General features: G+C 68.0%; 29 protein-coding genes and 2 tRNA genes. 9 read left to right on the top strand and 22 right to left on the bottom strand.

Annotated elements, in window-relative coordinates:
• Positions 1–33: 33 nt before the first annotated feature.
• The 4 genes from ACEZDG_RS07980 (at position 34) to ACEZDG_RS07965 (ending at position 4,585) form a co-directional block, all read left to right on the top strand.
• Positions 34–1,599 (top strand): complex I subunit 4 family protein, encoded by a 1,566-nt coding sequence (locus ACEZDG_RS07980; protein WP_380504524.1) that lies wholly within the window; start codon positions 34–36, stop codon positions 1,597–1,599.
• A gap of 3 nt (positions 1,600–1,602) precedes the next feature.
• Positions 1,603–3,138 carry an NADH-quinone oxidoreductase subunit N gene (locus tag ACEZDG_RS07975; protein ID WP_380504521.1) on the top strand — a complete coding sequence of 512 codons (1,536 nt, stop codon included), beginning with the start codon at positions 1,603–1,605 and terminating at the stop codon, positions 3,136–3,138.
• 146 nt (positions 3,139–3,284) lie between these two features.
• Positions 3,285–4,145, top strand: a complete 861-nt coding sequence (htpX, locus tag ACEZDG_RS07970; protein ID WP_380504518.1) for a zinc metalloprotease HtpX — start codon at positions 3,285–3,287, stop codon at positions 4,143–4,145.
• A gap of 38 nt (positions 4,146–4,183) precedes the next feature.
• The gene (locus ACEZDG_RS07965; protein WP_380504515.1) at positions 4,184–4,585 is read left to right on the top strand and encodes a YccF domain-containing protein; all 402 of its coding nucleotides are present in this window, start codon (positions 4,184–4,186) and stop codon (positions 4,583–4,585) included.
• Here the strand turns inward: ACEZDG_RS07965 and ACEZDG_RS07960 are convergent.
• Positions 4,572–5,045, bottom strand: a complete 474-nt coding sequence (locus tag ACEZDG_RS07960; protein ID WP_380504512.1) for a DUF3995 domain-containing protein — start codon at positions 5,043–5,045, stop codon at positions 4,572–4,574. The two genes, ACEZDG_RS07965 and ACEZDG_RS07960, sit on opposite strands and share 14 nt — an antisense overlap.
• Positions 5,046–5,271: 226 nt before the next feature.
• On the opposite strand from ACEZDG_RS07960, the gene ACEZDG_RS07955 reads away from it, so the two are divergent.
• Complete coding sequence (locus tag ACEZDG_RS07955) at positions 5,272–5,778, top strand: RNA polymerase sigma factor (protein WP_380504509.1); 507 nt, start codon at positions 5,272–5,274, stop codon at positions 5,776–5,778.
• On the top strand, positions 5,775–6,230 hold the full coding sequence (locus ACEZDG_RS07950; RefSeq protein ID WP_380504507.1) for a hypothetical protein: 456 nt from the start codon (positions 5,775–5,777) through the stop codon (positions 6,228–6,230). Before ACEZDG_RS07955 ends, ACEZDG_RS07950 begins: the two co-directional genes overlap by 4 nt.
• A 144-nt stretch (positions 6,231–6,374) precedes the next feature.
• Here ACEZDG_RS07950 and ACEZDG_RS07945 read toward each other — a convergent pair whose 3' ends face one another.
• Entirely contained in the window at positions 6,375–6,863 is a 489-nt protein-coding gene (locus tag ACEZDG_RS07945; RefSeq protein WP_380504504.1) for a YajQ family cyclic di-GMP-binding protein, read from the bottom strand.
• Positions 6,864–7,078: 215 nt separating this feature from the next.
• Here ACEZDG_RS07945 and ACEZDG_RS07940 point away from each other — a divergent pair.
• Positions 7,079–7,163: transfer RNA gene (locus ACEZDG_RS07940), tRNA-Tyr, on the top strand.
• Between the two features lie 161 nt (positions 7,164–7,324).
• Here the strand turns inward: ACEZDG_RS07940 and ACEZDG_RS07935 are convergent.
• The 17 genes from ACEZDG_RS07935 to ACEZDG_RS07855 all read right to left on the bottom strand — a co-directional run bounded on the left by ACEZDG_RS07935 (position 7,325) and on the right by ACEZDG_RS07855 (position 19,656).
• A complete protein-coding gene (locus ACEZDG_RS07935) occupies positions 7,325–8,710 on the bottom strand; it encodes a tyrosine-type recombinase/integrase (protein WP_380504501.1) in 1,386 nt (461 codons plus the stop codon).
• Positions 8,711–8,779: 69 nt separating this feature from the next.
• On the bottom strand, positions 8,780–8,983 hold the full coding sequence (locus ACEZDG_RS07930) for a helix-turn-helix transcriptional regulator (RefSeq protein WP_380504498.1): 204 nt from the start codon (positions 8,981–8,983) through the stop codon (positions 8,780–8,782).
• Between the two features lie 439 nt (positions 8,984–9,422).
• Positions 9,423–10,898 (bottom strand): ATP-binding protein, encoded by a 1,476-nt coding sequence (locus ACEZDG_RS07925; RefSeq protein WP_380504495.1) that lies wholly within the window; start codon positions 10,896–10,898, stop codon positions 9,423–9,425.
• A gap of 2 nt (positions 10,899–10,900) precedes the next feature.
• The gene (locus ACEZDG_RS07920) at positions 10,901–11,779 is read right to left on the bottom strand and encodes a DNA primase (RefSeq protein ID WP_380505450.1); all 879 of its coding nucleotides are present in this window, start codon (positions 11,777–11,779) and stop codon (positions 10,901–10,903) included.
• A gap of 116 nt (positions 11,780–11,895) precedes the next feature.
• On the bottom strand, positions 11,896–12,111 hold the full coding sequence (locus tag ACEZDG_RS07915; RefSeq protein ID WP_380504492.1) for a hypothetical protein: 216 nt from the start codon (positions 12,109–12,111) through the stop codon (positions 11,896–11,898).
• A 25-nt stretch (positions 12,112–12,136) separates the two neighbouring features.
• A complete protein-coding gene (locus tag ACEZDG_RS07910) occupies positions 12,137–12,625 on the bottom strand; it encodes a hypothetical protein (RefSeq protein WP_380504489.1) in 489 nt (162 codons plus the stop codon).
• 328 nt (positions 12,626–12,953) lie between these two features.
• Entirely contained in the window at positions 12,954–13,607 is a 654-nt protein-coding gene (locus tag ACEZDG_RS07905) for an XF1762 family protein (RefSeq protein ID WP_380505447.1), read from the bottom strand.
• A gap of 33 nt (positions 13,608–13,640) precedes the next feature.
• On the bottom strand, positions 13,641–14,258 hold the full coding sequence (locus ACEZDG_RS07900; protein ID WP_380504486.1) for a hypothetical protein: 618 nt from the start codon (positions 14,256–14,258) through the stop codon (positions 13,641–13,643).
• Between the two features lie 31 nt (positions 14,259–14,289).
• Entirely contained in the window at positions 14,290–14,481 is a 192-nt protein-coding gene (locus tag ACEZDG_RS07895; protein ID WP_380504483.1) for a hypothetical protein, read from the bottom strand.
• Between the two features lie 39 nt (positions 14,482–14,520).
• Positions 14,521–14,763: a hypothetical protein gene (locus ACEZDG_RS07890; RefSeq protein WP_380504480.1), complete on the bottom strand. Its 243-nt coding sequence runs from the start codon at positions 14,761–14,763 to the stop codon at positions 14,521–14,523.
• Between the two features lie 149 nt (positions 14,764–14,912).
• On the bottom strand, positions 14,913–17,111 hold the full coding sequence (locus ACEZDG_RS07885) for a cell division protein FtsK (RefSeq protein WP_380504477.1): 2,199 nt from the start codon (positions 17,109–17,111) through the stop codon (positions 14,913–14,915).
• 97 nt (positions 17,112–17,208) lie between these two features.
• Positions 17,209–17,517: a hypothetical protein gene (locus ACEZDG_RS07880; RefSeq protein WP_380504474.1), complete on the bottom strand. Its 309-nt coding sequence runs from the start codon at positions 17,515–17,517 to the stop codon at positions 17,209–17,211.
• A gap of 19 nt (positions 17,518–17,536) precedes the next feature.
• Positions 17,537–17,902 carry an RRQRL motif-containing zinc-binding protein gene (locus ACEZDG_RS07875; protein WP_380504471.1) on the bottom strand — a complete coding sequence of 122 codons (366 nt, stop codon included), beginning with the start codon at positions 17,900–17,902 and terminating at the stop codon, positions 17,537–17,539.
• On the bottom strand, positions 17,899–18,729 hold the full coding sequence (locus ACEZDG_RS07870; protein WP_380504468.1) for a DUF2637 domain-containing protein: 831 nt from the start codon (positions 18,727–18,729) through the stop codon (positions 17,899–17,901). The genes ACEZDG_RS07875 and ACEZDG_RS07870 overlap by 4 nt, the downstream gene beginning before the upstream one ends.
• The gene (locus ACEZDG_RS07865) at positions 18,726–18,980 is read right to left on the bottom strand and encodes a hypothetical protein (RefSeq protein WP_380504465.1); all 255 of its coding nucleotides are present in this window, start codon (positions 18,978–18,980) and stop codon (positions 18,726–18,728) included. The genes ACEZDG_RS07870 and ACEZDG_RS07865 overlap by 4 nt, the downstream gene beginning before the upstream one ends.
• Positions 18,977–19,249, bottom strand: a complete 273-nt coding sequence (locus tag ACEZDG_RS07860; protein WP_380504462.1) for a hypothetical protein — start codon at positions 19,247–19,249, stop codon at positions 18,977–18,979. Before ACEZDG_RS07860 ends, ACEZDG_RS07865 begins: the two co-directional genes overlap by 4 nt.
• A gap of 224 nt (positions 19,250–19,473) precedes the next feature.
• A complete protein-coding gene (locus ACEZDG_RS07855) occupies positions 19,474–19,656 on the bottom strand; it encodes a hypothetical protein (RefSeq protein WP_380504460.1) in 183 nt (60 codons plus the stop codon).
• 656 nt (positions 19,657–20,312) lie between these two features.
• On the opposite strand from ACEZDG_RS07855, the gene ACEZDG_RS07850 reads away from it, so the two are divergent.
• Positions 20,313–21,410 (top strand): hypothetical protein, encoded by a 1,098-nt coding sequence (locus tag ACEZDG_RS07850; protein ID WP_380504457.1) that lies wholly within the window; start codon positions 20,313–20,315, stop codon positions 21,408–21,410.
• Here the strand turns inward: ACEZDG_RS07850 and ACEZDG_RS07845 are convergent.
• The 3 genes from ACEZDG_RS07845 to ACEZDG_RS07835 form a co-directional block, all read right to left on the bottom strand.
• Positions 21,396–22,427, bottom strand: coding sequence for a GntR family transcriptional regulator (locus ACEZDG_RS07845; protein ID WP_380504455.1), 1,032 nt, complete (start codon positions 22,425–22,427; stop codon positions 21,396–21,398). The two genes, ACEZDG_RS07850 and ACEZDG_RS07845, sit on opposite strands and share 15 nt — an antisense overlap.
• A gap of 361 nt (positions 22,428–22,788) precedes the next feature.
• A complete protein-coding gene (locus tag ACEZDG_RS07840; RefSeq protein WP_380504452.1) occupies positions 22,789–23,364 on the bottom strand; it encodes a GNAT family N-acetyltransferase in 576 nt (191 codons plus the stop codon).
• A gap of 234 nt (positions 23,365–23,598) precedes the next feature.
• Entirely contained in the window at positions 23,599–23,946 is a 348-nt protein-coding gene (locus ACEZDG_RS07835) for a hypothetical protein (RefSeq protein WP_380504449.1), read from the bottom strand.
• A 457-nt stretch (positions 23,947–24,403) separates the two neighbouring features.
• Between ACEZDG_RS07835 and ACEZDG_RS07830 the strand changes: the two genes are divergently transcribed.
• Positions 24,404–24,485 (top strand) — tRNA-Tyr (locus ACEZDG_RS07830).
• Positions 24,486–24,579: the final 94 nt, after the last annotated feature.

Genomic DNA, 24,579 nt, shown 5'->3' with positions numbered 1-24,579 from the left:
CCCCAAGGCCGACCGGCACATGGAGGCCACCCGATGAATGCCGTCCTCATCGCCCTGCTGCTGCTCCCGCTGGTCGGCGCCGCAGCCACCCTCCTCCCCTCGCTCTTCGGCCAGGACGAGCAGTCGGCCGGTCGCCGCGCGCTGTACCTGGGCGTCGCCGTCACCGGTGGCACCCTGCTGCTCGCGATCGCCCTCGCCGCCGGATTCGACCGGGGCCACTCGGCCAGGATGCAGGCCGTCACCGACGTTTCCTGGATTCCGGCCCTCAACGTCCGGCTGCACCTGGGCGTCGACGGCATCTCACTGCCACTGCTGCTGCTGACCACCCTGCTCACCTTCCTCTGCGCGATCTACTCCCTGCGGAGGCTTCCGGACGCCCCCGGTACCCCCGGCCCGCGTGCCTACACCGGCCTGCTGCTGCTCCTCGAATCCGGCATGCTGGGCACCTTCGCCGTGCTCGACCTGCTGCTGTTCTTCCTGGCCTTCGAGGTCGTGCTCATCCCCATGTACTTCCTGATCGCCCGCTGGGGCGGCGAGAACCGCGGCCCCGCGGCGACCCGCTTCATCCTCTACACCCTGCTGGGCTCCGCGATCATGCTGCTGGGCTTCCTGCTGCTCGGCCTGCACGCAGGCACTTTCGACATGACCGCACTGGCCCAGCGCCACGGCCGCGGCCTCTCCCACACCACCCAGGTGCTGGCCGTCCTTGCCATCGGCCTCGGACTCGCCGTCAAGGCCCCCATGTGGCCCTTCCACAGTTGGCTGCCCGACGCCCACACCGCAGCGCCCACCACCGGTTCGGTGCTGCTCGCCGGAGTGCTCCTGAAGATGGGCACCTACGGCTTCGTCCGGATCCTGCTGCCCTCCGCACCCGGTGGCATGGCGACCCTCGCGCCCTACCTCGCCGCCTTCGCGGTGGTCGGCATCATCTACGGTTCGCTGGCCTGCCTGGCCCTGGTCCGCCCGGGGGCCAAAGGCGACCTCAAACGGATCATCGCCTACTCCTCGGTCGGCCATATGGGCTTCGTGCTGCTCGGCATCGCCACCCTCACCCCCACCGGAGTGAACGGCGCCCTCTTCGCCAACATCGCCCACGGCCTGGTCACCGGCCTGCTGTTCTTCCTGGTCGGTGCCATCAAGGACCGCCACGGCACCGCCGACCTCGACCGCCTGGCCGCTCTCGGCAAGGGCTCCGGCGCTGCCCTCTACGGTCGCGCACCGCGCCTCGGCGGACTCCTCGCCTTCGCCGCCGTCGCCAGTCTGGGTCTGCCGGGCCTGGCCGGCTTCTGGGGCGAACTGCTCGCCATGTTCGGTTCCTTCCAGCCTGCGGCAGGGCTCTCCCGCCCCACCTACCTGGTCTTCATGGCCCTTGCCGGGCTCGGCACCCTGCTCACCGCCGGTTATCTGCTCGGCGTCGTCCGCCGGGTCTGCATGGGAGACCCGGCGGCTGCCCCCGCTACTGACTTCTCCGACGTCCAGACCTATGAACTCGCGGCCTGGACTCCCCTTGTCGCCCTCACTCTTGTCGCCGGGCTCTGGCCGGCCGTGCTCCTCGGCCTCAGCAACCCCGCCGTCAAGGCACTCCTCGGAGGCAGCTGAGTCATGGCCCATCTCGCTGTCACCGCAGCCGGTTCGCTCATCCAGTCCATCGACTGGGCGGCCGTCGCGCCGCCGCTCATCACCGCCGCCGTTGCGCTGGGCGTCCTGGTCGCGGATCTCTTCCTGCCGGAACCACGCAAGCGGTTCCTCGGCTGGATCTCCGTCGGGGGCCTGCTGCTGGCCCTGCTCTCACTCGTCCCGCTGCGTGACGGAGACCGTTCCACGTTCTGCGTCAGGACCCTGGGCGGGTCCGCCGACAGCACTGCCTGCTCCTATGTCGCCGACCACTTCGCGCTGGTCATCCAGCTACTGGTACTCGCGGGGGCCCTGCTCGCCGCGCTGCTCTCGATCCACACCGTTGAGGCCGACCGGCTTCCCTCGGGTGAGTTCTGGTTCCTGCTGCTGAGCTCTGCCGCGGGGGCTGCCCTGCTGCCCGCATCACGTGATCTGGCGACCCTGGTGGTCGCCCTCGAGACCGCCTCGCTGCCTGCGTTCGCCCTGGTCGGTCTCCGTCGTGACGGACGGGGCGGCGAAGCTGCGCTGAAGTTCTTCCTGTCCTCGGTCACGGCGACGGCCGTCATGCTTCTCGGCGTCAGTTTCGTCTATGCCGCGACCGGCAGTATGCATCTCACTCGGATCGCTGCGGCGCTGCCGCACGTCCCCCCGCAGCTGAAGACCCTCGCCCTGGTGGGCGCGGTGCTGACGCTGGTCGGCTTCGCCTTCAAGACCGCTGCGGTGCCGTTCCACTTCTGGGTGCCCGACACCTATGCCGGTGCGCCCGTCTCGGTGGCAGCGTATCTCTCCGTAGTGAGCAAGGTAGCCGGACTTTCCGGCCTTTCGCTGGTGGCAGTGGTCGCTTTTCACTCGTACGGGCGAACTTGGGGTCTGGCCCTCGCGATTTTGGCCGCACTCACCATGACGGTGGGTAATGTGGCGGCACTGCGCCAGCGCTCCGACGCCCCGTACAGCGCTGTGCGACTGCTCGCCTGGTCCTCCATCGCCCAGGCCGGATATCTGCTCGTCCCCATCGCCGCCGCCGGTTACGGCACCGGCCACGGTCGTGACCCGCTCGGCGCGACCGTGGCCTACGCGCTGATCTACGGCGTGGTCAATCTCGGAGCATTCGCCGTGGTGGCCCTGGCCGCCGGACGCATTGACGACTACCGGGGGCTCTTCGCCTCCCGCCCTGCCACCGCACTGGCAATGGCCTTCTTCCTGCTCTGCCTGGCGGGCCTGCCGCCCGGCGTCATCGGCCTCTTCGGCAAGATCGTCGTCTTCCGGGCCGCGGTGGACGCCGGCCTCGGCTGGCTGGCCGTGGTCATGGCCCTGAATGTCGTCGTAGCCCTGTACTACTACCTCGGCTGGACCGCGAAACTGTTCCAGCCCGCCCCTCGGACCCCTGCCGTCACGTCCGTCCCGGCACGGCGGCTCCCGCTGTCCGTCACCCTCTGCCTCGGCCTCGCCGCCTGCGTGGGCGTGGTGCTCTCGGTGGCCCCGCAACTGGTCCTCCAAGTGGCCTCAGGATCGCTTTTCCGCTGACCCCGGCCCTGAGCGGTCCCGGTTGCGCCGGGCCGCCCGGCAGTGGACAAGGGAACCAGGGCATCCATCCCGGCCGTTGAACCGGACGAACGGACACAAGGGCTGTGAAAGAAGACGCCCCTCATCGCACGTCTTGGAGGGCACCCGTGCACCGCCAGCACAATGGTCTGAAAACCGCCGCACTCCTCGGCGGCCTCTCGGCACTGATCATCCTCATCGGTGCCTTCTGGGGGCGTACGGGCCTGCTGATCGGTCTGGCGGTGGCTCTGGCCACCAACGGGTTCGCCTACTGGAACAGCGACAAGCTGGCGCTGCGCGCCATGCGTGCCCGCCCGGTCAGTGAGATCGAGGCCCCTTGGCTGTACCGGATCGTCCGCGAGCTCTCCACGTCCGCCCGGCAGCCCATGCCGCGGCTCTACATCTCCCCGACCGAAGCCCCCAACGCCTTCGCCACCGGCCGCAACCCACGCAACGCTGCGGTCTGCTGCACCCAGGGCATCCTGGGAATCCTGGACGAACGAGAGCTTCGCGGCGTCCTCGGCCACGAGCTGTCCCATGTCTACAACCGCGACATCCTGATTTCCTCGGTGGCCGGCTCGCTGGCCTCCGTGGTGATGTTCCTGGTCAACTTCGCCTGGCTGATCCCGTTCGGCCGGGACGATGACGACGGCCCAGGACTGGTCGGGATGCTGCTGATGATGATCCTCGGTCCGATTGCCGCGAGCATGATCCAACTGGCGGTCAGCCGCTCCCGCGAGTACCAGGCAGATGCTTCAGGTGCCCAGCTCACCGGCGATCCGCTGGCCCTGGCCAGTGCCCTGCGCAAGCTGGACGTCGGCGCGGCCCGTCTGCCGCTGCCGCCCGAGCCGCAACTCCAGACGGCCAGCCACATGATGATCGTCAACCCGTTCCGACCCGGCGGCGCGGGCGGGAAGCTCTTCTCCACCCACCCCCCGATGGCCGAGCGCATCGCCCGCCTCGAGGCGATGGCCGGGTACCAACGCTGACGACGACACCAGGGGGAAGAGATGAGAGGCTTTCAGGTATGAAGGTGATCAATCTCGTACTCAACGTCCTTTGGCTGATCCTCTGCGGCTTCTGGATGGCCATCGGCTACGCCGTCGCGGGCATCATCTGCTGTGTACTGATCATTACCATTCCGTTCGGCATTGCCTCGTTCCGCATCGCGGGCTATGTCCTGTGGCCCTTCGGCCGTACGACGCGGGAGCGTCCGGACGCAGGAGCGCCGTCCTGCGCAGGCAACGTGATCTGGCTGGTCTTCGCGGGCTGGTGGCTGGCCCTGGGCCACCTGGTGACGAGCATCGCACTTGCCGTCACCATCATCGGCATCCCCTTCGCCTGGGCGAATCTCAAGCTGATCCCGATCTCGCTGATGCCGCTCGGACGGGAGGTCGTCCCCAGCGACCAGCCCTTCACCGCCCGCTGAGGAGGGCGGCCTCCACACCGGCACCCCCGTCCGCGGCGATGGGCGCTCCCCGCGCCACGCGCAGGGCCAGCGGGGCGAGGGCCAGGCAGGCCGGCGTGTAGGCCAGCAGATTGAGCCAGTAGAACGGCGCGGCGGTATCGGCCCCGACTCCGGTGGCCCAGACCAGTCCCGCCGCACCGCGCAGGGCGGTCCCGGCCGCGACGGCTCCGCTGCCGAGTACGGCAAGCCGCCCTCCGCGTCCGTTCGCCCGCGTCAGCAGCAGGGCCGACCCCGACAGCAGCAGGCCGGCGACGGGCAGCAGGGTCGGCGGAGTGAAGGGCACCTCCAGGTTCAGTACGGCTCGGGAGAGGGAATCGGGGGAGCGGGCCGGCCAGGTCGCCCCGGTGGCCCAGTACAGGTGGATCGCCGCGTCCACCGTGAGCACACCCGCCACGACCGCCGCCTTGTCGCGAAGCCTCATCGTTTCCTCCTGCCGCCGCCCGCGGGCCTTCCGCGGGCTCCGCCAGGAAGAGGACCGGGCTCTGCCGGACGTTCCCACGGAGGGCCCGCGGATTCCCGCAGGTTCTGTCGAGCGCGGGAGACTCGTCAGAACTCGACAGGACCGGATAGAACTCGGCGGAACCCGATGGAACCTCTGCGGCCCTGCGGTCCTCCTGCAGGTGTGGACCAGATACCGGCGAGCCCCCATGACCGCTGATGACCTCTCAGCCCTGGTACGCAGGGCCCAGCGCGGCGACACCATGGCGATGAGCGACCTGCTGGCCAGGCTGACCCCGTACGCGACTCGGATCTGCGGCCCGATCGCCCTCGCGGACGGCGCCGACGCGGCTCAGGAGACCCTGATCGCGGTCTTCCGCAACCTGCGCTCCCTGCAGGACCCGGCCGCCTGCTACGGCTGGGTGCGTGCCATCGCGGTACGCGAGTCGGTCCGGCTGGCCAAGCGCTCGGCCCGCAGCACACCCGTCGACACGCTGTTCGACCAACTCCCCTCCCGTGCCGATGTGGAGCAGGCCACCGACATCCGCGACGTACTGGCCCGGCTCAGCCCGGAGCACCGGGCGGTGATCGTGCTGCGCGATATCGAGGGACTGGACGAGGCCCAGGCCGCTGCTCTGCTGGCGCTCCCGGTCGGCACGGTCAAATCCCGCCTGCACCGGGCCCGCGACAACTTCCGAAAGGCGTGGAGCGCATGAAAAGCCCATGGCCGGTGGCCGACTTCGACCAGGTCCGCCGCCTCCGGGTGCTTGCCGCCGGGATCTCCGGCGCGCGGGTCGCCGAGCGGCTGATCCCAGCCCCCTTCGAGCGGGTCTGGGCCATCGTCGCCGACCTTGAGAACGAATTCGGCACCTTCGAGCCGGACATGCGCCGCGTCGTCGTCCGCCAGGTCGGCGACCGTACGGAGGCCTACGCCCGGGGTCGGCTGGGTCTCCGTGCCCGCTTCGACGTCGACCTGGATTCCGGCTGGTGCTGGATGCAGAGCCGGTTCCTGATGATCGGGATCGCCGCTGCCCCGGCCCCTGGCGGCACGCTGGTCGCCGCCACCGGCGGTATCCGGGTCCCCGGTCGTGCCGCGCTGCTCCCGGTCGCCGCGCTACCCGCCAACCGCCGCGCCCTCCGCCGTCTTGCCGCCCGCGCGACAGGGTGAGGTGACCGGCGGGGGCTCAGGCCTCAGAGCTCAAGGCTCAGGATTCAGGACGCTCAGGCCTCAGAGCGCGGACGCGTGCGGCCGTGGGGACGTGGTGGTCACCACGTCCCCAGGGCCGCACCAGGGCACCGTCCGCCGAAGGGGTCAGCGGTAGTTGACGAACTGGATGGCGAAGTCCAGGTCCTTGCCCTTGACCAGGGCCTGGACTGCCTGCAGGTCGTCCCGGCTCTTGGAGGTGACCCGCAGTTCCTCGCCCTGGACCTGGGCCTTCACGCCCTTGGGACCCTCGTCCCGAATGATCTTCGCGACCTTCTTGGCGTTCTCCTGGGAGATGCCCTCCTCGATCGTTGCGAAGATCTTGTACTCCTTGCCGGAGAGCATCGGCTCGCCGGCGTCCAGGGCCTTCAACGAGATGCCCCGCTTGACCAGCTTGGTCTGGAAGACGTCCAGGATCGCGTTGACCCGGTCCTCCGAGTTGGCCTTCATCTCGATCTTGTCGCCGGACCACTCGATGGAGGCGCCGACGTTCTTGAAGTCGAAACGCGTGGTCAGCTCGCGGGAGGCCTGGTTGAGCGCGTTGTCGACCTCCTGCCGCTCGACCTTCGAGACGATGTCGAAACTGGAGTCGGCCATGATCAGTGAGTCTCCTTGACGATGCGGTGGCACGGATGGCGTCGTCGCTCCCCGCACGGGGAGGACGCCGATCCAGCCTAGCCATCAGCGGCCTCGCGCGCTGTCGCCCGGGGCGACGACGTCCCTGCCGCCACACTCGGTCAATCGAGTGGCGGAGCACCCCCTCGGATCAGGTATTGTTTACGACGTCGAGCGGGGAACCGCGAGACATCCCTGGCGGGTTGCCCGAGTGGCCAAAGGGAGCAGACTGTAAATCTGCCGGCTCTGCCTACAGAGGTTCGAACCCTCTACCCGCCACCAGGGAACGGGAGCGGCCTCACCTGCGGAAACGCTAGTGAGGCCGCTCTTTTTAATATCGAACAGCGATCTTCCCGAAGTGGGCGAAATGCCGGGTTTGTCTCACCTCGTCTCGCCGGAATCCCAGGTCTGACCAGCGCGTCCGGACCAACCACGGACCAGAATCACGCGCCCTTGGGCGGGGCCTTGGCGGCGTTGCGCCCCAATCGCTGGGAGATCAGCTCATTCGCCTGGTCCTCCCCGCCGTGGATGCACTTGGCGTAGACCCGAAGCAGTACCGCTACGCTGTGGCCGGCGCGGCGGGCAACCTCCGTGGCGTCCACTCCTGAGTTCAGCCAGAGCGACACGCAGGCGTGCCGCAGGTCGTAGGGCCGCCTGGCGAGCGATGTAGCCTGATCGGCTTCATTGAGCACCGCCGAACGCGCCTGCTTCCAGATCCGCCCGTACGTGCTCTCCTGCACGAATCCGCCCGGGCCGGTCTGGAACACTCGCCCGTCCGCAGCGGTCCCGTAGCGCTCAAGGTGGGCCCGGAGCAGGGCTACCAGCTCCGGGGGGATGGGCACCGGTCGCGTTGCCTTGGCGGCGCGGTGCTTCAACCCCCTGGCGTCGTGCGATGCTCCATCGTCGGTCCAGGACGACCCTACGCGTGGGCTGCTGGCGTTCAGGATCAAGCGGCCCCAACCAGTCTCAGGAAGCACGCAACGGGCCCGCTCCAACTGGACGACCTCCGCCGGCCGCATGGCGGCGTAGTACATGCAGCCGAAGAACGCTTGCAAGCTCGGGCCCACCTTCCCTTGCCTGCCCACTTCGGCGATCAGGGCAGCGGCCTGCTCCGGATTGACGACCACTTCCGGATCGACTTCTTCATCGATGTCCGGCGGTTGCCATTGGATCTGCGGTAGAGGGTTCGCCGACAGCAGGCCGTCCTCCACCGCACGTCCGAGCACGTGGTGAAGGATGCGGCGCTTCCGCAGCACGGTCGAAGGGGCGGCCTTCTTGCCGTCAAGAAGCACCGATGCCGCTTCGAGCATTCGGCGCATCATCTTGGCCTCACTCAGGTCGCTGACCAGCAGTGAGTTCCTGGCGATCCACGCCAACGCCTTCTCCACATCGGGGGGTGGCTCCTGCTCCCACCGGTTGACGTTGAAGCCCCAGGTGTAGAGCGCACGCCGGACGATGCGCTTGTCCGGCATGCCCGCCTTGGAACTGACCATCTCGAACGTCACGGACGCCAGCGCGTCTGCCCAGGTCGTCCGTGTCTTGGCCGGCGCACCCTTCCAACGGGCCTTCACGTAGTTCCTGCTGTGCTGGTACCAGGTCGTGACGTCCGGCTCCCGAAGTTCGGACACGGGCAGGCCCTGTACCGTGTCGAACGGCTCTCCGGCTCGTGCGGCCACGATTAGCACGGACTTCCGCCCATCGGCCTGAGTCTTGGTGAGATATGACTCGGAGAACTCTTTCCCTGCCACGGTCCAGCGGACCATGTAGGGCATGCGCCGGTCCAACCGGACGCGGTGCTCCCAGAACTTGACCTTGTACGACGTGCTCATGGGACTCCATCTTGTGGCGGCTTGCGGAGCCCGCCCGGGGCCCGGTCTGCGCGGGCCCCGGGCGGTGGTTCAGGCGGAGCGCTCCTCCTGCTGCTCCCACCAGGCGTCCAAGTCCGACCGCTTGCAGCGGATTTGGCCATTCGGGAGCTTCCTGAGCTTCGGCGCCTGGCCGCGCGCACGCATTCGGTAGAACGCGGCACGGGACATATCGAGTTCGATCAGGACCTGATCGAGCCTCAGCGCGGCTATGCCGCGCGGTTTGGCGGTGGTCATCGCGTGCTTCTCCCCAGGTGTGAAGCGCTTTTGGCGGTGTTGGTTCGGGGTGGTGGCGTGCCTGTCCGAGGTGCGGGTTTCTGCGTCACAGCGTCTTTCGCGTCATTCGGGGCTGTGAGCTGCGGGTTTGCGTGACGTTGGGGTTTCGGGGTGCGTCGTCCTGTGACACGGGCTGCGTCGCAGGGATGACGCAGGTGACGTGGCGTGACGTAGCCGAAGCTGTCCTGCGTCACGCCGTTTCCGGCAGGTCACGGCCTGTTTTGCGTCTTCGGCTGACGCGGTGACGCAGGATCTCCTCTCTTAGGAAAAGGAGAGGGGTCTTGTTGGGTGCCGCGAGTCGGTGTCGGCGGTCGCCGGTGGGTGAGTGAGAGCAAGAGGAGCACCCCTCCCGCGAGCGGCGACGGGGTGCTCCTCTTGCTTTCCCTGGCGCTGTGCGCCGTTAGAGCAGGGAGTCCTGTTGGTCCGCTTGCTCTGTGGGCTGGTGGGTCATCTCGATGTAGCGGGCGGTCCTGGAGCGGCCCCAGTCGATGAGGACGTTGCGGGCGGCCAGGGTCGGCTGCAAGCGCTTGAGGCGGTCGGAGAGGACTTTCCCGGTGGTGGGCCATCCTTTGGGCAGGGGGCGGCTCTCCTCCCCGGCGTAGAGGGCGGTCAGGCAGTGCAGCCACTCGGAGGACGTCATCCGGACCTCGGTGCCGGTGGCGAGGGTGGCGGCGTGCTTCAGGACGGTCTGCGCGAGCAGGTCCCCTTCGATCACGTCGTCGTTGAGATCGTCCAGGCTGGTCCGGTACGCGTGGAGCGTGACCAGGCCGGTAGCGATGTCGAGCTGCGCGCACAGGTGGGCGAAGTCGGCCATGCGTAGGTCGGTCGGGGTCTCAGCGTCCGCCGCACGGACCTTGACCGTCAGGTCAAGCAGGGAACCGAGGATGACGGGAAGGGCCTCCTCGAACTCCACCCATAGCTCCGCCTCGGTGCGCCGCACACGCGGACGCTCCAGCCGCAGCGGCAGGAGGCGTTCGGCCAGGTCGGGCCGGATCACCCCGACGTCGATGCCTGTCAGGAGCAGGGGGCGGCGGTAGCGGGAGCGGTGGACGTCTCCGTCGGTGAACAGGGCGCGTTTGATGGTCTCGGCTCCAGTGACGATGCAACACATCAGGTCGGACAGATCAGGGTTCAGGTGGGACAGGTTGTCCAGGGCCGTGATCCACCCGGCGGCCACAGCGGAGATCAGGTTCTCCTCGTCCTTCGGGGCCCGCCGCAGGTCTCCGCTCATGCCCTCGATGATCCGCACCAGCATCCGGCCGGCCGTGGACTTGCCCGCCCCCTGCGGCCCGGTCAGGAACGGTGCGGGGACGGGCACGGAGGGTCCGAGGCAGCCGATCAGCCAGGCGATGGCCAGGGACTCGGTGTCGGCGTTGGCGAAGTTGCACAGCCGCATCAGCAGGTCGATGCCCTTACCCTCGGTGTCCTTGGCCGGCATGGGCAGTTCCCCGGTGAGCTGGGTACGCCGCCAGCACACCTCTGCGGGGTCGGGCGTCAGGACGGTCCACCCGGTGGGGTGGATTCGCACCGACTGCCCGTCGTCGCGCCCCAGGTCCAGCCAGGTCGCCCCGTCCAGGCCGGGGGCCACGCGGATGTGCACGGGCTGCACGTGCTCGCTCAAGGCCAGGGCTTCGATCAGGTCAAGGGCCTCCTTCAAGGCGGTGCCGTTGAAGACGCCGTGGCCGTCGTGGAACAGGCCGACCATGAGTTCCTGCCGGTGGCTGCCCGTGGTGCCCTGCGAGCGGATCGGCCGCGCTACGGGGTGCCCGTTCTTCTGCGCGTACACGGTCCCGTCCGCGGTGCGGAAGTACCTGAAGAACTGCTGCGCGTAGTCGGCGATGACCTGACGTGCCGGGTCCTTATCGTCCTCGGACATGGTCACATCCCCAATGCGGTAAGGGCGTTGGTCCACGCGTCCGTGCAGTGCCGGGGTGTTTCGCCCTTGGCCTGCGCTGCGGCGAACAGCCGGTGGACGTGGGTGTCTGTTAGGCAGCCGCACCGGCCGTGGGTGGACAGCACGGCCAGGAACGTGGCGTAGACCGTCGCGTGCACCGTGCTGCGAGCCTCGGCGATGCGCTGCACGGCCATGGTGATGCCGCGCTCCAGATAGGCGGGCGAGCGGTGCCGGCACACCCCGCCTCCGACCGGCGACGCGGCAGTGACGAGGTGCGGTGCCTGGGCCGTGGCGGGTTCCTTCGGGGCGGTCAGCGCGCGGACGGCCTGCGGCAGGTCCGTCATGGTGCCGGTGCCGGGACCAAGCCACCGGGCGTAGGCCATCAGGGATTTGATGTCCACGCCGGGGCGGACCGCGTTGGCGGAGCGCATCGCGCCCTGGTAGATCCAGTGCTCGCCCCGGGTGGTGGGCACGGTGCGGGTGGACGGGAGGTGCTGCCTGGCCCAGGTCAGGGAGTCGGGGGTGTCGAGGTCCACGGCGGTGAGCCCGGCCCCGCCGGGGTGGTAGGCCACGGTTACGGCCTGACGCCAGACACGGGCCCACGCACTGGAGGTGAGAATGTGGGGGTCGGTCGTGGCCGCAGCCCAGCCGTGGCACGGGGCCGGACAGCGGCAGGGGCCCGCCGTCTTCATGTTGGGTCGGCCGCCGCAGGCGTTGCCGGTGCAGGCGGGGCAGTTGCCGAATGGCACCTTCCCGACCCGCAGCGGCAGCACCGGCACCCCGCTACCGGCCAGGCGCACAGCGAGGGTTAGGGGGGCGGGGTGGGGCGGAAACCGGTCTTGGCAGCCCCCGGGGGCCGCCAGGGTGGCCGTAGAGCGATCGGTGCCTACTTTCATAGGGTGGCGCTCCCTTCGCGGCGCGAGAGGGGCCATCAGGCCCCTCTCGCGATTCAACTCGCCTGCTCTGCAGTGGAATTGGGTTAGTCGGCTTCGGGGTGGGTGGGGGGCGGTGTGCGAGTGTCGAGTTGGAGGTAGGCGCGTCCGCCGGAGTAGTGGGCGGGTTCGGTGAGGGTGAAGTAGGCGCGCAGCACGTTCAGCACCTTCTCCTCGGTGTCCCGGTCGCCGGTCACCAGCCGCAGGCTGGCGGTTCCGGGCAGGGGTGCGGGTCGGTCGGGGCGGGGTTGGCGGGTGGTCATCCGTTGTGTCGTTGGTCGGCGGTGGTCAGGCGGACGTGGTGCCTGGTGCTGAGGTGCGGGTGTAGTGGGCGAGGCGTCGCAGGGTGTCGGCGTTGTTCTCGTCCAGGGCGGCGGCCAGGTCCGGTGTCAGCGTGATGGCGGGGTCGTCGGGGGTCTCGGTGCCGGTGGTGGGTACGGCGGACAGGGGTGCGCGGGTGTCCAGGAGCAGGGTGGTGGCGTGGGCGATGCTGTCCGGGGTGGGCACGTCGCCCCAGAGCAGGGGTTTGGGTTCGGAGTTGAAGCCGGTGGGGAGCATGTAGGCCCACTCCCAGCCGGTGACCTGGCTCCAGAGGATGATCAGGCCGTCGGTGAAGCCGCGGGCGGCGGCCCGCTGGGGGTCCAGACCGATGACGATTTCCATGAGCATCGTCTCGCCGTTGTCGCTGTCGTAGGCCGCCCACGATTCGGTGGGGTCGGCGTTGTGGCCCAGGGCGGTCATGACGGCGGTGAAGTAGGGGCCGTGGGGCAGGATCATGGGACTTCTTCCTTCTGCTGGTCAGGCGGCCTTGGCGTGCGGGGAACGGGCCGCCAGGTTCATGGCGTGGAGTTCGGCGTAGGACATGGCCATGTGGGCGTCGTGGTCGGTGTGGAACCGCTGGATCAGCGCCAGGCAAGCGGCTCGGCCTTTGGCGGCTTCCGCGCGTCCGCACCGGCAGACGAAGTCGGCTTCCGGTGGCGGGGCCCCATGCCAGGTGGGGCGTAGATCCGAATGCCGGGTGATGCGGTGCTGGGCATCATGTCCGCACTCGCGTTGCGACGGTGAGCGCTGCGGGCGTTGGTGGTCATCGCCTCATGCCACCCGTTCACTCGTGTCCTGCTCGTTGGCGGGTTCGGTATCCGCGTTGCCGGCACGCTGGTGAGCAGTAGCGCGAGGGGCGTCCCGGCCCGGTACGCCGGGGGATGGGGTTCGGACACTCCAGGCACCGCATTACGTCACGTATTTCGTCACGCAAGGCATTGAGCGGTGGCAGCGGTGGAGCGTTGCGGCAGGCGCGTTCCCACAGGATGCGAGCCACCCCGTCCGTGCCGCGATCGGCCCGGTGCCGCGAGGGCGTATCCCACCCGGTACGTGGCCGCAGAACGGCTACCTGCGTCCAACCAGCACCGCGCAAACTGGCGCCGGACTCGCCGCTTTGGGTGTAGGTCAAAACGCGCTGAAACCCTGCCGCGGTTGCCACGCGTGCAGCTGCTCCGTATAGAGCTGAGCACGCGTTCGGCGTGCCGTCGGTAGCCACGCGGGTGACCTCGACCTGCCACCCGGTATCCAGGGCTCTGGCGACGGGGCGCCCGACGATCGCCGCACCGTGCAGGGCCCCGTCTTCACCCAGGACACCCAGCGAGAAACGGTGACCCAACGGACGGCGGTGATGGCGGTGGTAGCGGTCTACCACGGCACAAGCATCCGCGAGTACCAGCGGAATGACGGTCAGGCGTTGCTGTCCAAGCACTGCGGGCATCAGCATCCCTCTCCTTACGCTGAGGACTGCTGCTCAGGCGCCGTCGGCGGAAGCCGCCGGCAGGGCTGGTAGCCCTGTGGCGCTGATCGCAGCCGGGCTGAAACCAGGCAGGATGGCGCGGGCAGCGAGGGCTTGTTCCAGCGCTACGGCGTAGACCCCTACCTGCTGGGCGACCTCGACCTGTGCGCGGGCCCGGATGATTTCCACGGTCTCGGTGTGCCGGTGGTCCTCGTGCCGCACGACCGTGGCGCGCTCGAACGCCACGGTCTCTCGGCGGTCGGTGCGCCAGTGCTTGGCGGACAGCACGTAGGCCAGGGTCGTGGCGACGGACCAGAGCAGCAGGGGCAGGGCGAGGCCGGTGGCGTAGGCGGCGACTCCGGCCAGGGCCAGGGTGCCGGAGGCGGTGAACGCGATAGTCGAGGTGGTGCTGTCGCCGTTGGCGGCGTTGGCACTCAGGCTGCCGGCGACTGCGGCACCGATGGCCAGGGTGGTCATCAGGGCCGCGTCCCCGGTGCTGTGGTGGGCGCCGTTGGCGGACCAGACCCGGGCTAGGACCAGGATGGTGGAGGTGGCCAGGGCGGGGACTGTCTTGGGGGCGAGGTCGGTAAGGGCCGGGGTGCGGCGGGTGGTTGGTTCGTTGGTGGGGTACACAGCAGGTCTCCTGACGCATTGTCAGTGCTGGTCAGTGGAGGTGGAGCAGAGCCGCAGCGGCGGCGACCATCAGGGTGTTGATGGGCTTGGCGGCGCCGGTGGCGGAGAGGTAGAAGCCGAACATGGCGGCGATGAACGCAGAGCCGAAGCCGAGGGTCTTGGCGCGCAGCAGGAACGCCAGGGCCAGGCCGAAGGCGAAGACGAGCGGAATCGTGAGGAGCATCGGGGTCTCCCAAGAGCCTTGAAGCGGTGGCGGGTTGGGTTAGCGGGTGCCCTCGCGGTGGAGGTCCGCGGCGAGGTTGAACAGGTGCCGGCCGAACCGGATGCGGGCGCCGGTGGTCTTGCAGCGGCGGCAGTCCTTGCCGCGGCGCGGGCGCCCCTTGCGGTCGGTGTGGAGCGCGAAGCCCAGTCCGTTGCACTTGCGGCAGCGCCCGAACGGCGAGACTGCACATAGGAACACGTAACCGAGAGTGATGATGAGTAGGCAGGCGATAGCGGCGAGCACGGGACTCTCCCAGGGGCTCGTACAGGGGTTTTCGGGGGTTTCCGCAGGTGGGATGCTAGGTACTAGATCCCTGCTCAGTGCGGGTTTTTGGTGCTAGGAGGGGTGCTAGACCTAGCAGGTGTGGCTGCTAGGTCTAGCACCCGTTCCGCTCAGCTCCCGGAGCTGTTTCGGCTACGCTCCGTGTGTGCCGTGGTGAGGTCGGCGCGGGCGATGCCGCGGCGGGTGGTGCCCTTGCCTCCGCCGGTCGGGGTGCCCCAGACGTCCTGTGCGGTGATGCCGAAGGGCTTGAGGTTGGCGGTCACGGTCTCGCCCTTCCACCCGGCGTAGACCTCCGGGCGCAGGTCCGCCAGACGCACAGCGACCTTCTCGTTCCACACCTTCTCCTCATCCACCGGGACCACGGCGAGGATGTCGGCGAGCAGGTCGTGCGTGGGGGCGGTGTCAGCGGCGGGGGCCTGGCCGATCGCGTGGCCAGTGACGTTGCCGTACTCCTCGCGCATCTTCCGAGCCCGCAGTGCCACGCTCTCGGCTCCCACGGCGTCCACGAACGCGGAGCACACAATCCGCGGGTCATCGCCCTCGCCGGCCATCCACGCGATGCCGCGGTCCGAGCGGGAGAACATGGTGGCCCGGTACCCGGCCTTGTACATGCTGGTCCCCAGCACCATGTCGTTGGCGACGTTGCCCATGACCTTGAGGCAGAACCGCAGCACGGCATTGGCGCTGATCCCGGTGGGCAGGGACTTGGCGTCCGGGCGCTGGGTGCCGAACATCGCGATGATGCCCAGCGCGGGGCCGCGCTTGACCAGGTCGGTGCAGATCGATTCGATCTCCGCCCCGAACTCGGGGTGCTCGAACGCCACCTGGCACTCATCGAGCGCCACGACGATGGGGTGCAGCCCGTACTTCTTGTCGCTGGCCAGGGCACTGGTGACCTTGTTCTCGGGGCAGAGGTTGCGCGGCAGGGTCTTGATGACCTTGGCTCGGCGGCGCAGTTCCTCGCGCAGCTCGCGAAGTGAGGCGACGACGTATTCGAGGTCGTCGTCTTCCTCGCCGGAGCGGTACCGGTGGCACACCGGTTCCAGGGGGCCGAAGTCGCCGGTGCCCTTGAAGTCGAACGCGTGCAGCTCGGCGCGCACGTCCAGGGCACAGATCAGCAACAGCAGCCGCATGAGGAACGTCTTGCCCATGCGGGGGATGGAGCCGACGACCACGGAGGCGAACATCAGCGTGACGTTGACCTCGCTCATGCGCTGGTCGTTGCCGAACACGGCGGGCTTGAACAGGTCCACCCCACCGGTCTTCAGCAGCGGCCATGCGGGCTTCTTGGTCTCGTTCATGGGCTTGTCGCCCACCCACAGGACCAGGCGGCCGGCGTGCTCGTTGGGGTCCGGGGAGGGCCACACGCAGCCAAGCTTGCGGCGCAGGCCGGAGGCCAGGGCGAGGCGGTTCTCCATGACGTCCTCGGGGGTGACGCCGTAGGGAAGGTCAAGGTCGGCGCGGTAGCCGGGGCCGTCGCGGGTGATCTCGGAGGTGAAGCGGACGCCCTCCCCGCCCTTGCCCAGCGCCTTGTTGATGGTGGCGTTGCCGATCGAGCCCAGGGCGCGCAGCACGATGGAGGTGGTCAGCTTCTCCAGGTGCGTCCTGACAACGGCCGGGCCGATGATGGGCTTGTCCTTCGGCTGCCCGGCCACCCCCAATGCGAGCAGGGCGGCGCCGGCGAACGCGAGCAGGTAGCCCGGGGCCAGCACGTACATGGACAGAGCCATGACCAGGCCGAACACCGACGCCACGGTGGCCACCAGGCCGCGCCAGCGCACGTGCCGGTCACGGGCACGGGTCAAGGTCATGTACTGGCCAGCGTCCTCGGCGCGCACGGCGGCGGCGCGCAGCGGGGCACTGTCCAGGTCCCACACCCACCGGTTCGTGGCACGCACGAACCGCAGCGCACCCCAGGGGGCGGTGCTGGCCAGGCGCACCCCGTAGTACGGGGTGCGGATGCCGTGGAACGCCACCGCGTACCCGAAGTGCGCGGCCGTGCGCTGAGCCGCGGTGACGAAGTCCGGCCGGCTGCTGGCCCATCCGGGCAGGATCGGCCGCCGCTTCTCCAGGACGATGCCCGGGGCGGGCAGGTTCGGCGGGTCCGCCGGCACCGGTGCCTCATCCTGGTCCGGGTCGTCTTCGGTCAGGTACACCGACTCCCGGGCGGGCACGGCCGCGGTGGGCACGACGGCGGGTTCTGCGTCGCGGGCGGCGCGGGCCCGGTCCAGGTCCAGCACCTCCGCATCCACGGCCAGCGCGCCGGTGGCGGCGTGCTGCGGGTCGGGGTCTTCTACGGGGTGATTCACTGGGACTTCCTTCTCTCAGGTGTCCTTCGGGATGGCGGAGCGGGTGAGCCGGGGCACGGCTCTTGCTTGGCGGCTGTGACGTGCCCCGGCGGCAGGACTAGCGGTGCTGGTCGGGCTGCGGTACGGCGCGGCAGGTGCCGGCGTGGTCGTTGGCGGCGACCCGGATGGCGGCCAGGTCCGTGCTCGGGGTGTCGCCGGAGCGGGCGGCCCAGCAGCCCAGGCAGTGCCAGGTGTAGACCGGCCATCCACCGGCCGGGGCGTGCTTCGGGTTGGCCCGCACGCTGTAGAGGTGGGCGTCCGGGTCGAAGCCCTGGACCAGGGCCACCAGGGCCCCGCCCAGAGTCACGAAGTGCGCGATCGGCCCGGCCGCCTGCGGCAGGGCAACGGTGGTGATCGTGGACTGCATGGCATGTCTCCAGGTGAGGTCAGGCGGCCAGGGCCGCAGTTTCCGAGCACGGGACGCAGGTCCCCAACGAGGCGGGGATGACGTAGCCTGCATCGCGCCGACAGGCGGGGCAGGTCCGGCGCGCGAGCATCGCCGCAGCCAGCGCAGCCCACCTCGGCGCGGTCATCGGGCGCACCGGCAGCGCCAGGTCCAGGCGGTACAGGAACGCCACCGCCACACCGTGGCCGTAGCGGGAGAACCACATGAGCTGAGCCGCCACATCCTGACCACCGGGGCGCAGGCCCTTCGCGCGCAGTTGCCGGCGCGTGGCCAGGCCATCGGGTGCCAGGCGGAGCGGGAAGGTCGGCAGGCCGAAGCGGGTACCGGTGGGGTCATAGAACCTCACACGATCCCCCGCTCAGCCTTCAACGCGTCCCGCAGGGTCCGGGCGTTGACGGAGCTGGTGTGGACTTCGGCCCTGATCCGGTCGGCCGTCAGGTGGGCGTCGGGCCAACCGGCCGTTGCCGACCGGGCTTCGTCCAGCAGCTCGGCGGGCGTGCGGGTCGGCTGCCTGTTCTTGGCAGCGGTCGGCACGGTGCCGGTCGCCCGGCGCGGCCGACTCACCGCCACCGGAACCGACGCCAGCACGGGAGCCGGGGCAGCCGCTGCAATCACGGCCGGAGCCGCAGCCGGCACGGCGGCGGGCGGTAGAACGGGTGCCAGGTAAACCGACTCCACCGGGGCGGGGTCGGCCGACTGGTCGAGGTCAGACCCCGACCCTTTTATGGTGGTCTGTGCCGACTGGTCGGGGTCCGGCTGGTGGTGCAGCACCTTGGCCACCAGGTCCGCCCCGAACGCGATCGACCCGACCGGGAGCGAGGTCGCCAGCAGCATCAGCGCCCAGTTGGCAGGCGACCAGTCGGCCAGGTGCACCCGGCTGCCGGACTGGATCGCGGCCACCATCCCGTGGTCGTAGTTCAGGACCAGCGAGGCGGCGGTGTAGCCGGCCAGCACCCGCAGCGCGAACTTCCGATCCGACGCAGACAGGACCAGGGACGCCACCAGGGCCAGACCCATCAGCCCATCGACCACCAACGGGTACAGCACAGCGGCGGTGTGATCCGCACCGATGGCACGGGCCACGTCCCGCAGCGCGTTCCAGGACACCCGGAACGCCATCAGGACCACGGCCACCAGCGCCAGGACGAGCAGGATCTTGGGATTGCGGCTCACGCCTGCCACCCCCGGACGATTCCCTCAGCCTCGTCTGCGGCGTAGCCCAAATCGGCCATGATCGGCACCGATCGGCCGCTCCGGCGGTTGTGCAGGCCGCGAAGGACCAGGGCCAGCCTGCGCACCGTGTCCCGCAGATCGTCCACCTCGGCCAACAGGTCCTCCACCGCGTCGTCCATGACCAGGACATCGCGGAACTCGTCGTCGCCCAGGACGCGGATCGCGGCCAGGCGCTGCGGGGTGATGGTCATGCCGCCACCGCCGTCCTGTTCGCGGGCCGACGGGCCGGGCGCTGGCGGTGCAGGGGGATCATGTCGAGCAGGTCGGCGGCCAGGTGGGAAACGCGGTCGATCAGGTCGGGGTCCTCGGCCAGGATGTCACGCGCCGCAGCCTGCCGCGCCGCCCGCTCCAAGTCGCTCTCACCCTCGACACCGAGCCACAGCTCCAGCGGCGTGCCAAGGGCCAGCTCGATGAACTCGTCAGTGCTACGGGCCTCGTTATGGCCGATGAAGGTCTTCATCACTTGCCACCGCGCCCGGTCTCGCTGCGGCGGTTGGCGTCCCGGACCTTGTCCGACAGCGCCTGCCGCTCTTCCTCTGTCAAGCTGAACATTGCGGGGACCTCCAACTAGGTTCCTGCGAAAGCGGCCCCGGTGGTAGGACACCGGGGCCGCACTGTGTGGTCGTGCGTGCGCGCCTCCGCCGTGACGCGGGTGCCGGACTGCTCCGGGGGCGCGCTGGCGGTTCAGGCGTGTTCGACCTCTTCGGGTGCGAAGCCGTAGCTCTTGGTCTCGCCGTCGAGGCGAATGGCCACGATCCGACTGTCGGCGGAGGTGACCTGGCCGGTGGTACCGACGAAGGACCGGCTGTTGGGGTCGGGGTAGTTGTCGCGGACCACGGTGGCACGGTCGCCTGACTTGAATCCCATGTCCTGCTCCTCTGGATAGGCCCGGCGGGGTGCCGGAACCGTCGTGCGCGCCTCCGCCGCGATGCGGGTGCCGGACTGCTCCGGGGACGCGCTCAGGACTAACGGGCCTGAACCGGTGCTTCCTCGCTGCTCAGCACGAGCAGGGCGACACACCCACCCCCGAACCGGGATGGGTTGCTTGGCTGGCTGTCGCCGACGAACATCACCCCGTTCGCCCGGGGGGCGGTCTGTCTCATCCCGCCACATGCATTGGGACCTAGCTGTCTTTCCCCACACCCCCCAAGGGGCGGCCGGCCACGGCGTAGGGGGAGAGCAGGCGTGCCTCTCGCGTCAGTCCCGCACGATCACTATTCAGTTCTCAAGAAACGAGCGCTTCCAACGGGTCATCCCCGTTCGCTCCGAGCTGACGACTGCTGTATCTAGACGTCTAGATACAGCATACGGGTAACGGACTACCCGTCAAGGGCATTGCGGTGATTCCTTGCGGGGCGCTGTCCCGCTAATACGAGGATGCCCGCTCCGACCTGCGGAAATAACGGAGCAAGGGGGGAGCAGAGGCGGACATCCCCCCCTGTCGGACCGACAGGTCACAATGGGTCCAACGGCTTTGGGGGTGGCGGATGACCGCACTACAGGACGCCAGGACAGCGCGGGACATGAAGAAGTCCCAGCTCATCTATCACTTGCGCCAGGCGGCCAAGAGGCGTGGGATAGCTCTCGGTTCGTCGGATGAGAGCTTGGATCGCATGATCCGCGAGTGGGAGTACGACCGCAGGCCGCTCGCGGGCGATTACCTTCAACTGTTCTGTGACGTCTACCAGGCGACCCCGGCTGAGCTTGGCTGCCTACCGGACGATGAGCCTCCGGAGGTAGAGCTTGACGAAGCTCTGGCACTCAAGCGGGAGCTGTTCGCCGCGACCAGCGCTGACCTTGGACTCGTCACGATCTTCGAGTCCGTGACGGAGAACATTCGGCAGATGGATCGGCGGCTCGGCGCTCAGAAGCTCTTACCGCAGTCCCGGGCTCATGTGGAACAGATGGAGAACCTTCTCCGGCACGGAGTCTCACCCGGAACGCGCAGGCCGATTGCTGCCGCCCTTACGGAGGCTGCGGCGCTCGCGGGATGGCAGGCCCTCGACCTTGGTCACTACCGGGAAGCCTGGCAACTTCATGAGGTCGCGAAATCAGCGGCCCGGGAGTCTGAGAACAGCACTCTGCTTGCTCACGTCACTGCTCAGCAGGCGTACGTTCTGCTTGACCTTGACCAGCCAGCAGAGGCCGCAGAGCTGATGCACCACGCGCATGCAAGCGCTGGCCTCCGGCTCCATCCATTGGTGCGGGCCTGGCTCCATGCTGCCGAAGCCGAGGCCCTCGCGGCCGGCGGAAGCCAGAACACCACGGCCACGCTGCGAGCTTTTGAAGCGGCGGAAGCAGTCCTGCCCAGCGATCCATCCGACCCAGAGCTTCCCTTCCTGTTCCTTGCAGGCGGCCACCTGGCCCGCTGGCGCGGGAACTGCCTGGCACGCCTTGGCCTGGAAGAGGCAATTGCTGACCTCACCCGGGCACTGGAAACCATGGATGAAGGCTTCAACCGCGCCGAAGCTGGGCTTCGCTGCGACCTCGCCATGGCGCTGGCCATGCGGGGCGAGACGGACCAGGCGCGAACGGAAGCGGAGCGGGCACAGCAATTGGCGGCGCTGACGGGATCAGCCCGTCAACGCCGCCGGATCGCGAACCTTCTACTGACGGGGTGACTTCTGCCGCTCGGTCGCGAGCAGGTAGAAGACGGCCACCAGGGCGCCGGAGTTGGCGACCTCGCCACGGGCGATCAGCTCCGGGATCTTCCTCAAGGGAATCCAGGCCGTCCGCTGTGCTTCATTGACCTCGGTCGGCTCGGCTACCTTCTCCACACCGCGCGCCACGTAGACGTGGTGAGGGCTACTGACCGTGCCAATCATCGGCTCGAAGCTGACGACGTGCTCAAGTGCGCCAGTGGGACGGTAGCCGGTCTCCTCCAGGATCTCCCGGGCTGCTGTCACTGCCGGTTCTTCGCCATCGTCCACGACTCCACCAGGGAGTTCCCAATTCCAGGTGTCGGAGACGAACCGATGCCGCCACATCATGAACACTCGATCGTCGTCATCGAGCATCGCGGTCATCGCGGCCGGCGGAAGGTAGACCTTGTGGTGGTCGAAGCGCTCCCCGTCCGGCGTCTGGATGTCCGCTTGGGTCACGGTCACCCAGTAGTTCTCATAGATGGGGGTTTCCCCGTGCACGATCCAGGCGGTTGACCGGTCTCCGGTGTCGTGGAAGTCAGGGGGGGTGGTGACCACCCGGGGCCGACCCTTCTCACTGCGGGCAAGGCCGTCCCGCTCCAGTTCCGCGAACGCTTTGCGCGCCGTAGTGCGCGAGACGTCGAACTGAGTGCAGATCTCGGCTTCTGTGGGCAGGGCCGCGCCAGGCTTGAGCTTCCCACTTTGGATTCGCTGACGCAGCGACTCCGCCACCTGATCATGCTTGGTCCCCACTGGCCGTCCCCCCGCAGTCTCGGTCACGAAGCGTCCACGGCCGTGGACAGTGTTGATCAGGCCCTCGGCCTCAAGCTGATCGAGTGCGCGGCGCACGGTGTCGCGTGCGACAGAGAATTCCGTCGTGAGCAGGGCTTCGGACGGAAGTGCTTCGTCTGACGGGTAGGCCCCAGACTCAATCCTGGTCCGCAGCTGATCGGCGATCTGTCGGTAACCGATGCGCTTGCTTGCGGTGTCGCGCACCTGACTCCCTTCGCTCCCGGCCCCCGACAAGTTGGGGACTCTCTTCCCCGTCTATCCTGCCTGACGCCATGGCTAGGAGGCGGGGATGTTCGTCGCTTTGGAGGGGCGTGATCCAGCCGGGTTCTGGGCACCTGTCTTCAATCGACTGGTCGCTCCGTGGCGTGATCGGCCGTCAGTGACCTTGGTTCCATGCGCTAGTCCAGCGCTGACCGCGCGATGGGCGAGAGCATGTAGATCTTGCCTTACCCCGTGGGTTACGGCCATAGATTCGGTTGGTGGCTCTCAGGAGTGATCTCGGGGGAAAGATCTCCGCAGATCCTCGGCACTTACTGCGGTTGTGTGCCTTGATGCGATTGGGCGGTCAGGCTTCATCAATGAGCATGCTCACCCAGTTGCGATTTTCATCAGGCTGAGGAAGATCGTTAATCAATCCAAACCCCGCGCGCTCAGCGGCCTTTTCGCTGGCCAAATTACTTGGATGAATTCGCGCAATCACCAGCGTGTCAGAATAGTTTTCTTCTTTCAAAATTTCCTGGAATACGTATTCGTATACTTCGCAAGAAATTCCCTGCCGTTGTAAATTTGAATGTACGGCTAGGGCTTTAAGCGCCCAAATTGGGCCGTCCCACCCCATCTGTGTCCGAAGGGGAGTCTCAATGCTGGGTTCCGTGAGATGCGCCAGTGATACGCATGCCGCAAATCCAGTGTGCCCATCCTTTGTGGCTACTAGCAGGCGGCCACCATGCTTGGCGTACCTGGCCGCATCCGCAAGGGCGCTTTGCCTGTCGCGAAACCATGCCTGAACCCCCCACTCCCAGGGGCGGGCGTGGGGGGCTTTGCGACCGTTTTGAAGCTTTTGCTGCGGCTCTGTACAGGCGAAATCTTGAAGCAGGACTCGGTCGTCCTTCGCGGCCTGTCGCCACGAAAGGCTACTCACTCTCGGCGACGCACCGTTCGTCGGGGAACTGCATCGGACTTCAACATCTCGCGGAGTGCAACGACGGTCGACCTGTTCAGTGGCGCATTTACGGTGTTGCCGTACTCCCGGGCTGCCGCTTCCTGGCTACCGCCAGACGCGGCAGCTGTCCTGGTCGCAGTTCTCTCGTTCGTGACCCAGCTGACCAGCGGATGCCTTGCAGTGACGGTGGACGGCATAGAGGTTCCTACTGCCTTAAACTGACTGCTCTGCATCAAACTCACCCCCAAGTGCCTGGTCGAAGATGTCTGCAGCCTGCTGGAGCATGTCGATCAACTCGCCCAGGCGACTGCGTGTCATCACGTACCTACCCAGTACCTCGATCCCTACTGGCTCGATCTCCTCGCCCTCAGTTGGCAACTCCGCAGGGGAGATGAAGGGAGGCTCCGCGTGACCGATAACCAGGTAGATGGCATCAGGATTCCCGATTTTGGTCGGGATACCCAAGCCAAGTGCAAACTGGTTCGCCGGGCGAGCCTTCGGCTGCTCGGTCGGCCACTGCAGCTTGAGACTGTAGAAGCCCTGATCCCCAGTAGTACTCACTCTGCCAGTCTTGCATGCGGTAGTCCGCTACAGGAACAGCGCACACATGAGTTTGCCTTGGGTCGACAGGTCGGTTCCCTGCCCAGGAGCGTCATGACCTGCATAAATGAGTGGACTCGGACAGTTGATCTAGTAGAAGAGGCGTGTCCTCGTTCGGCTGTATCGTTCGGAAGCTGAGACATCTGCCAGCTCGATAGGTGTAGGGCCGACGCTGCCCTTCGCTCCTCCCGGAGCCGTGCCCTAGGCGCGTGGCGGGCTGAGGAAGCTCAAAACAGAAGCCGACGGGGGCCTCAATGGTCGTGACACGGCTGCTCAGCTGGCGAGTGCGGAGCTTCACTGAGGGGAGATGATCTCCTACGTTGGAACGGTGACAGCAGCGCCTCCGCTCAAGATCCGGACCAGTAGCGGACCAAGAGCGATTGCCACGACCTGCAAGGCGAAGACGCCCCAGTTCAGCGGCCGTGCTCGGGCGATTCATCACGCAGACTGTAAATCTGCCGGCTCTGCCTACAGAGGTTCGAACCCTCTACCCGCCACCAGGGAAAAGCGGCTCCTGACCAGGACTAACGGTCAGGAGCCGCTGTCGTCTCGCCGGCATGTGCCTGCATGGGGCCCCTGACTGCGGGCTGACCT

Origin of the sequence: Streptacidiphilus alkalitolerans (assembly GCF_042511045.1) — a bacterium.
Classification (GTDB): Bacteria; Actinomycetota; Actinomycetes; order Streptomycetales; family Streptomycetaceae; genus Streptacidiphilus; species Streptacidiphilus alkalitolerans.
The sequence above is the reverse complement of the archived record's forward strand: the minus strand, read 5'-3'. Positions and strand labels throughout refer to the sequence as shown.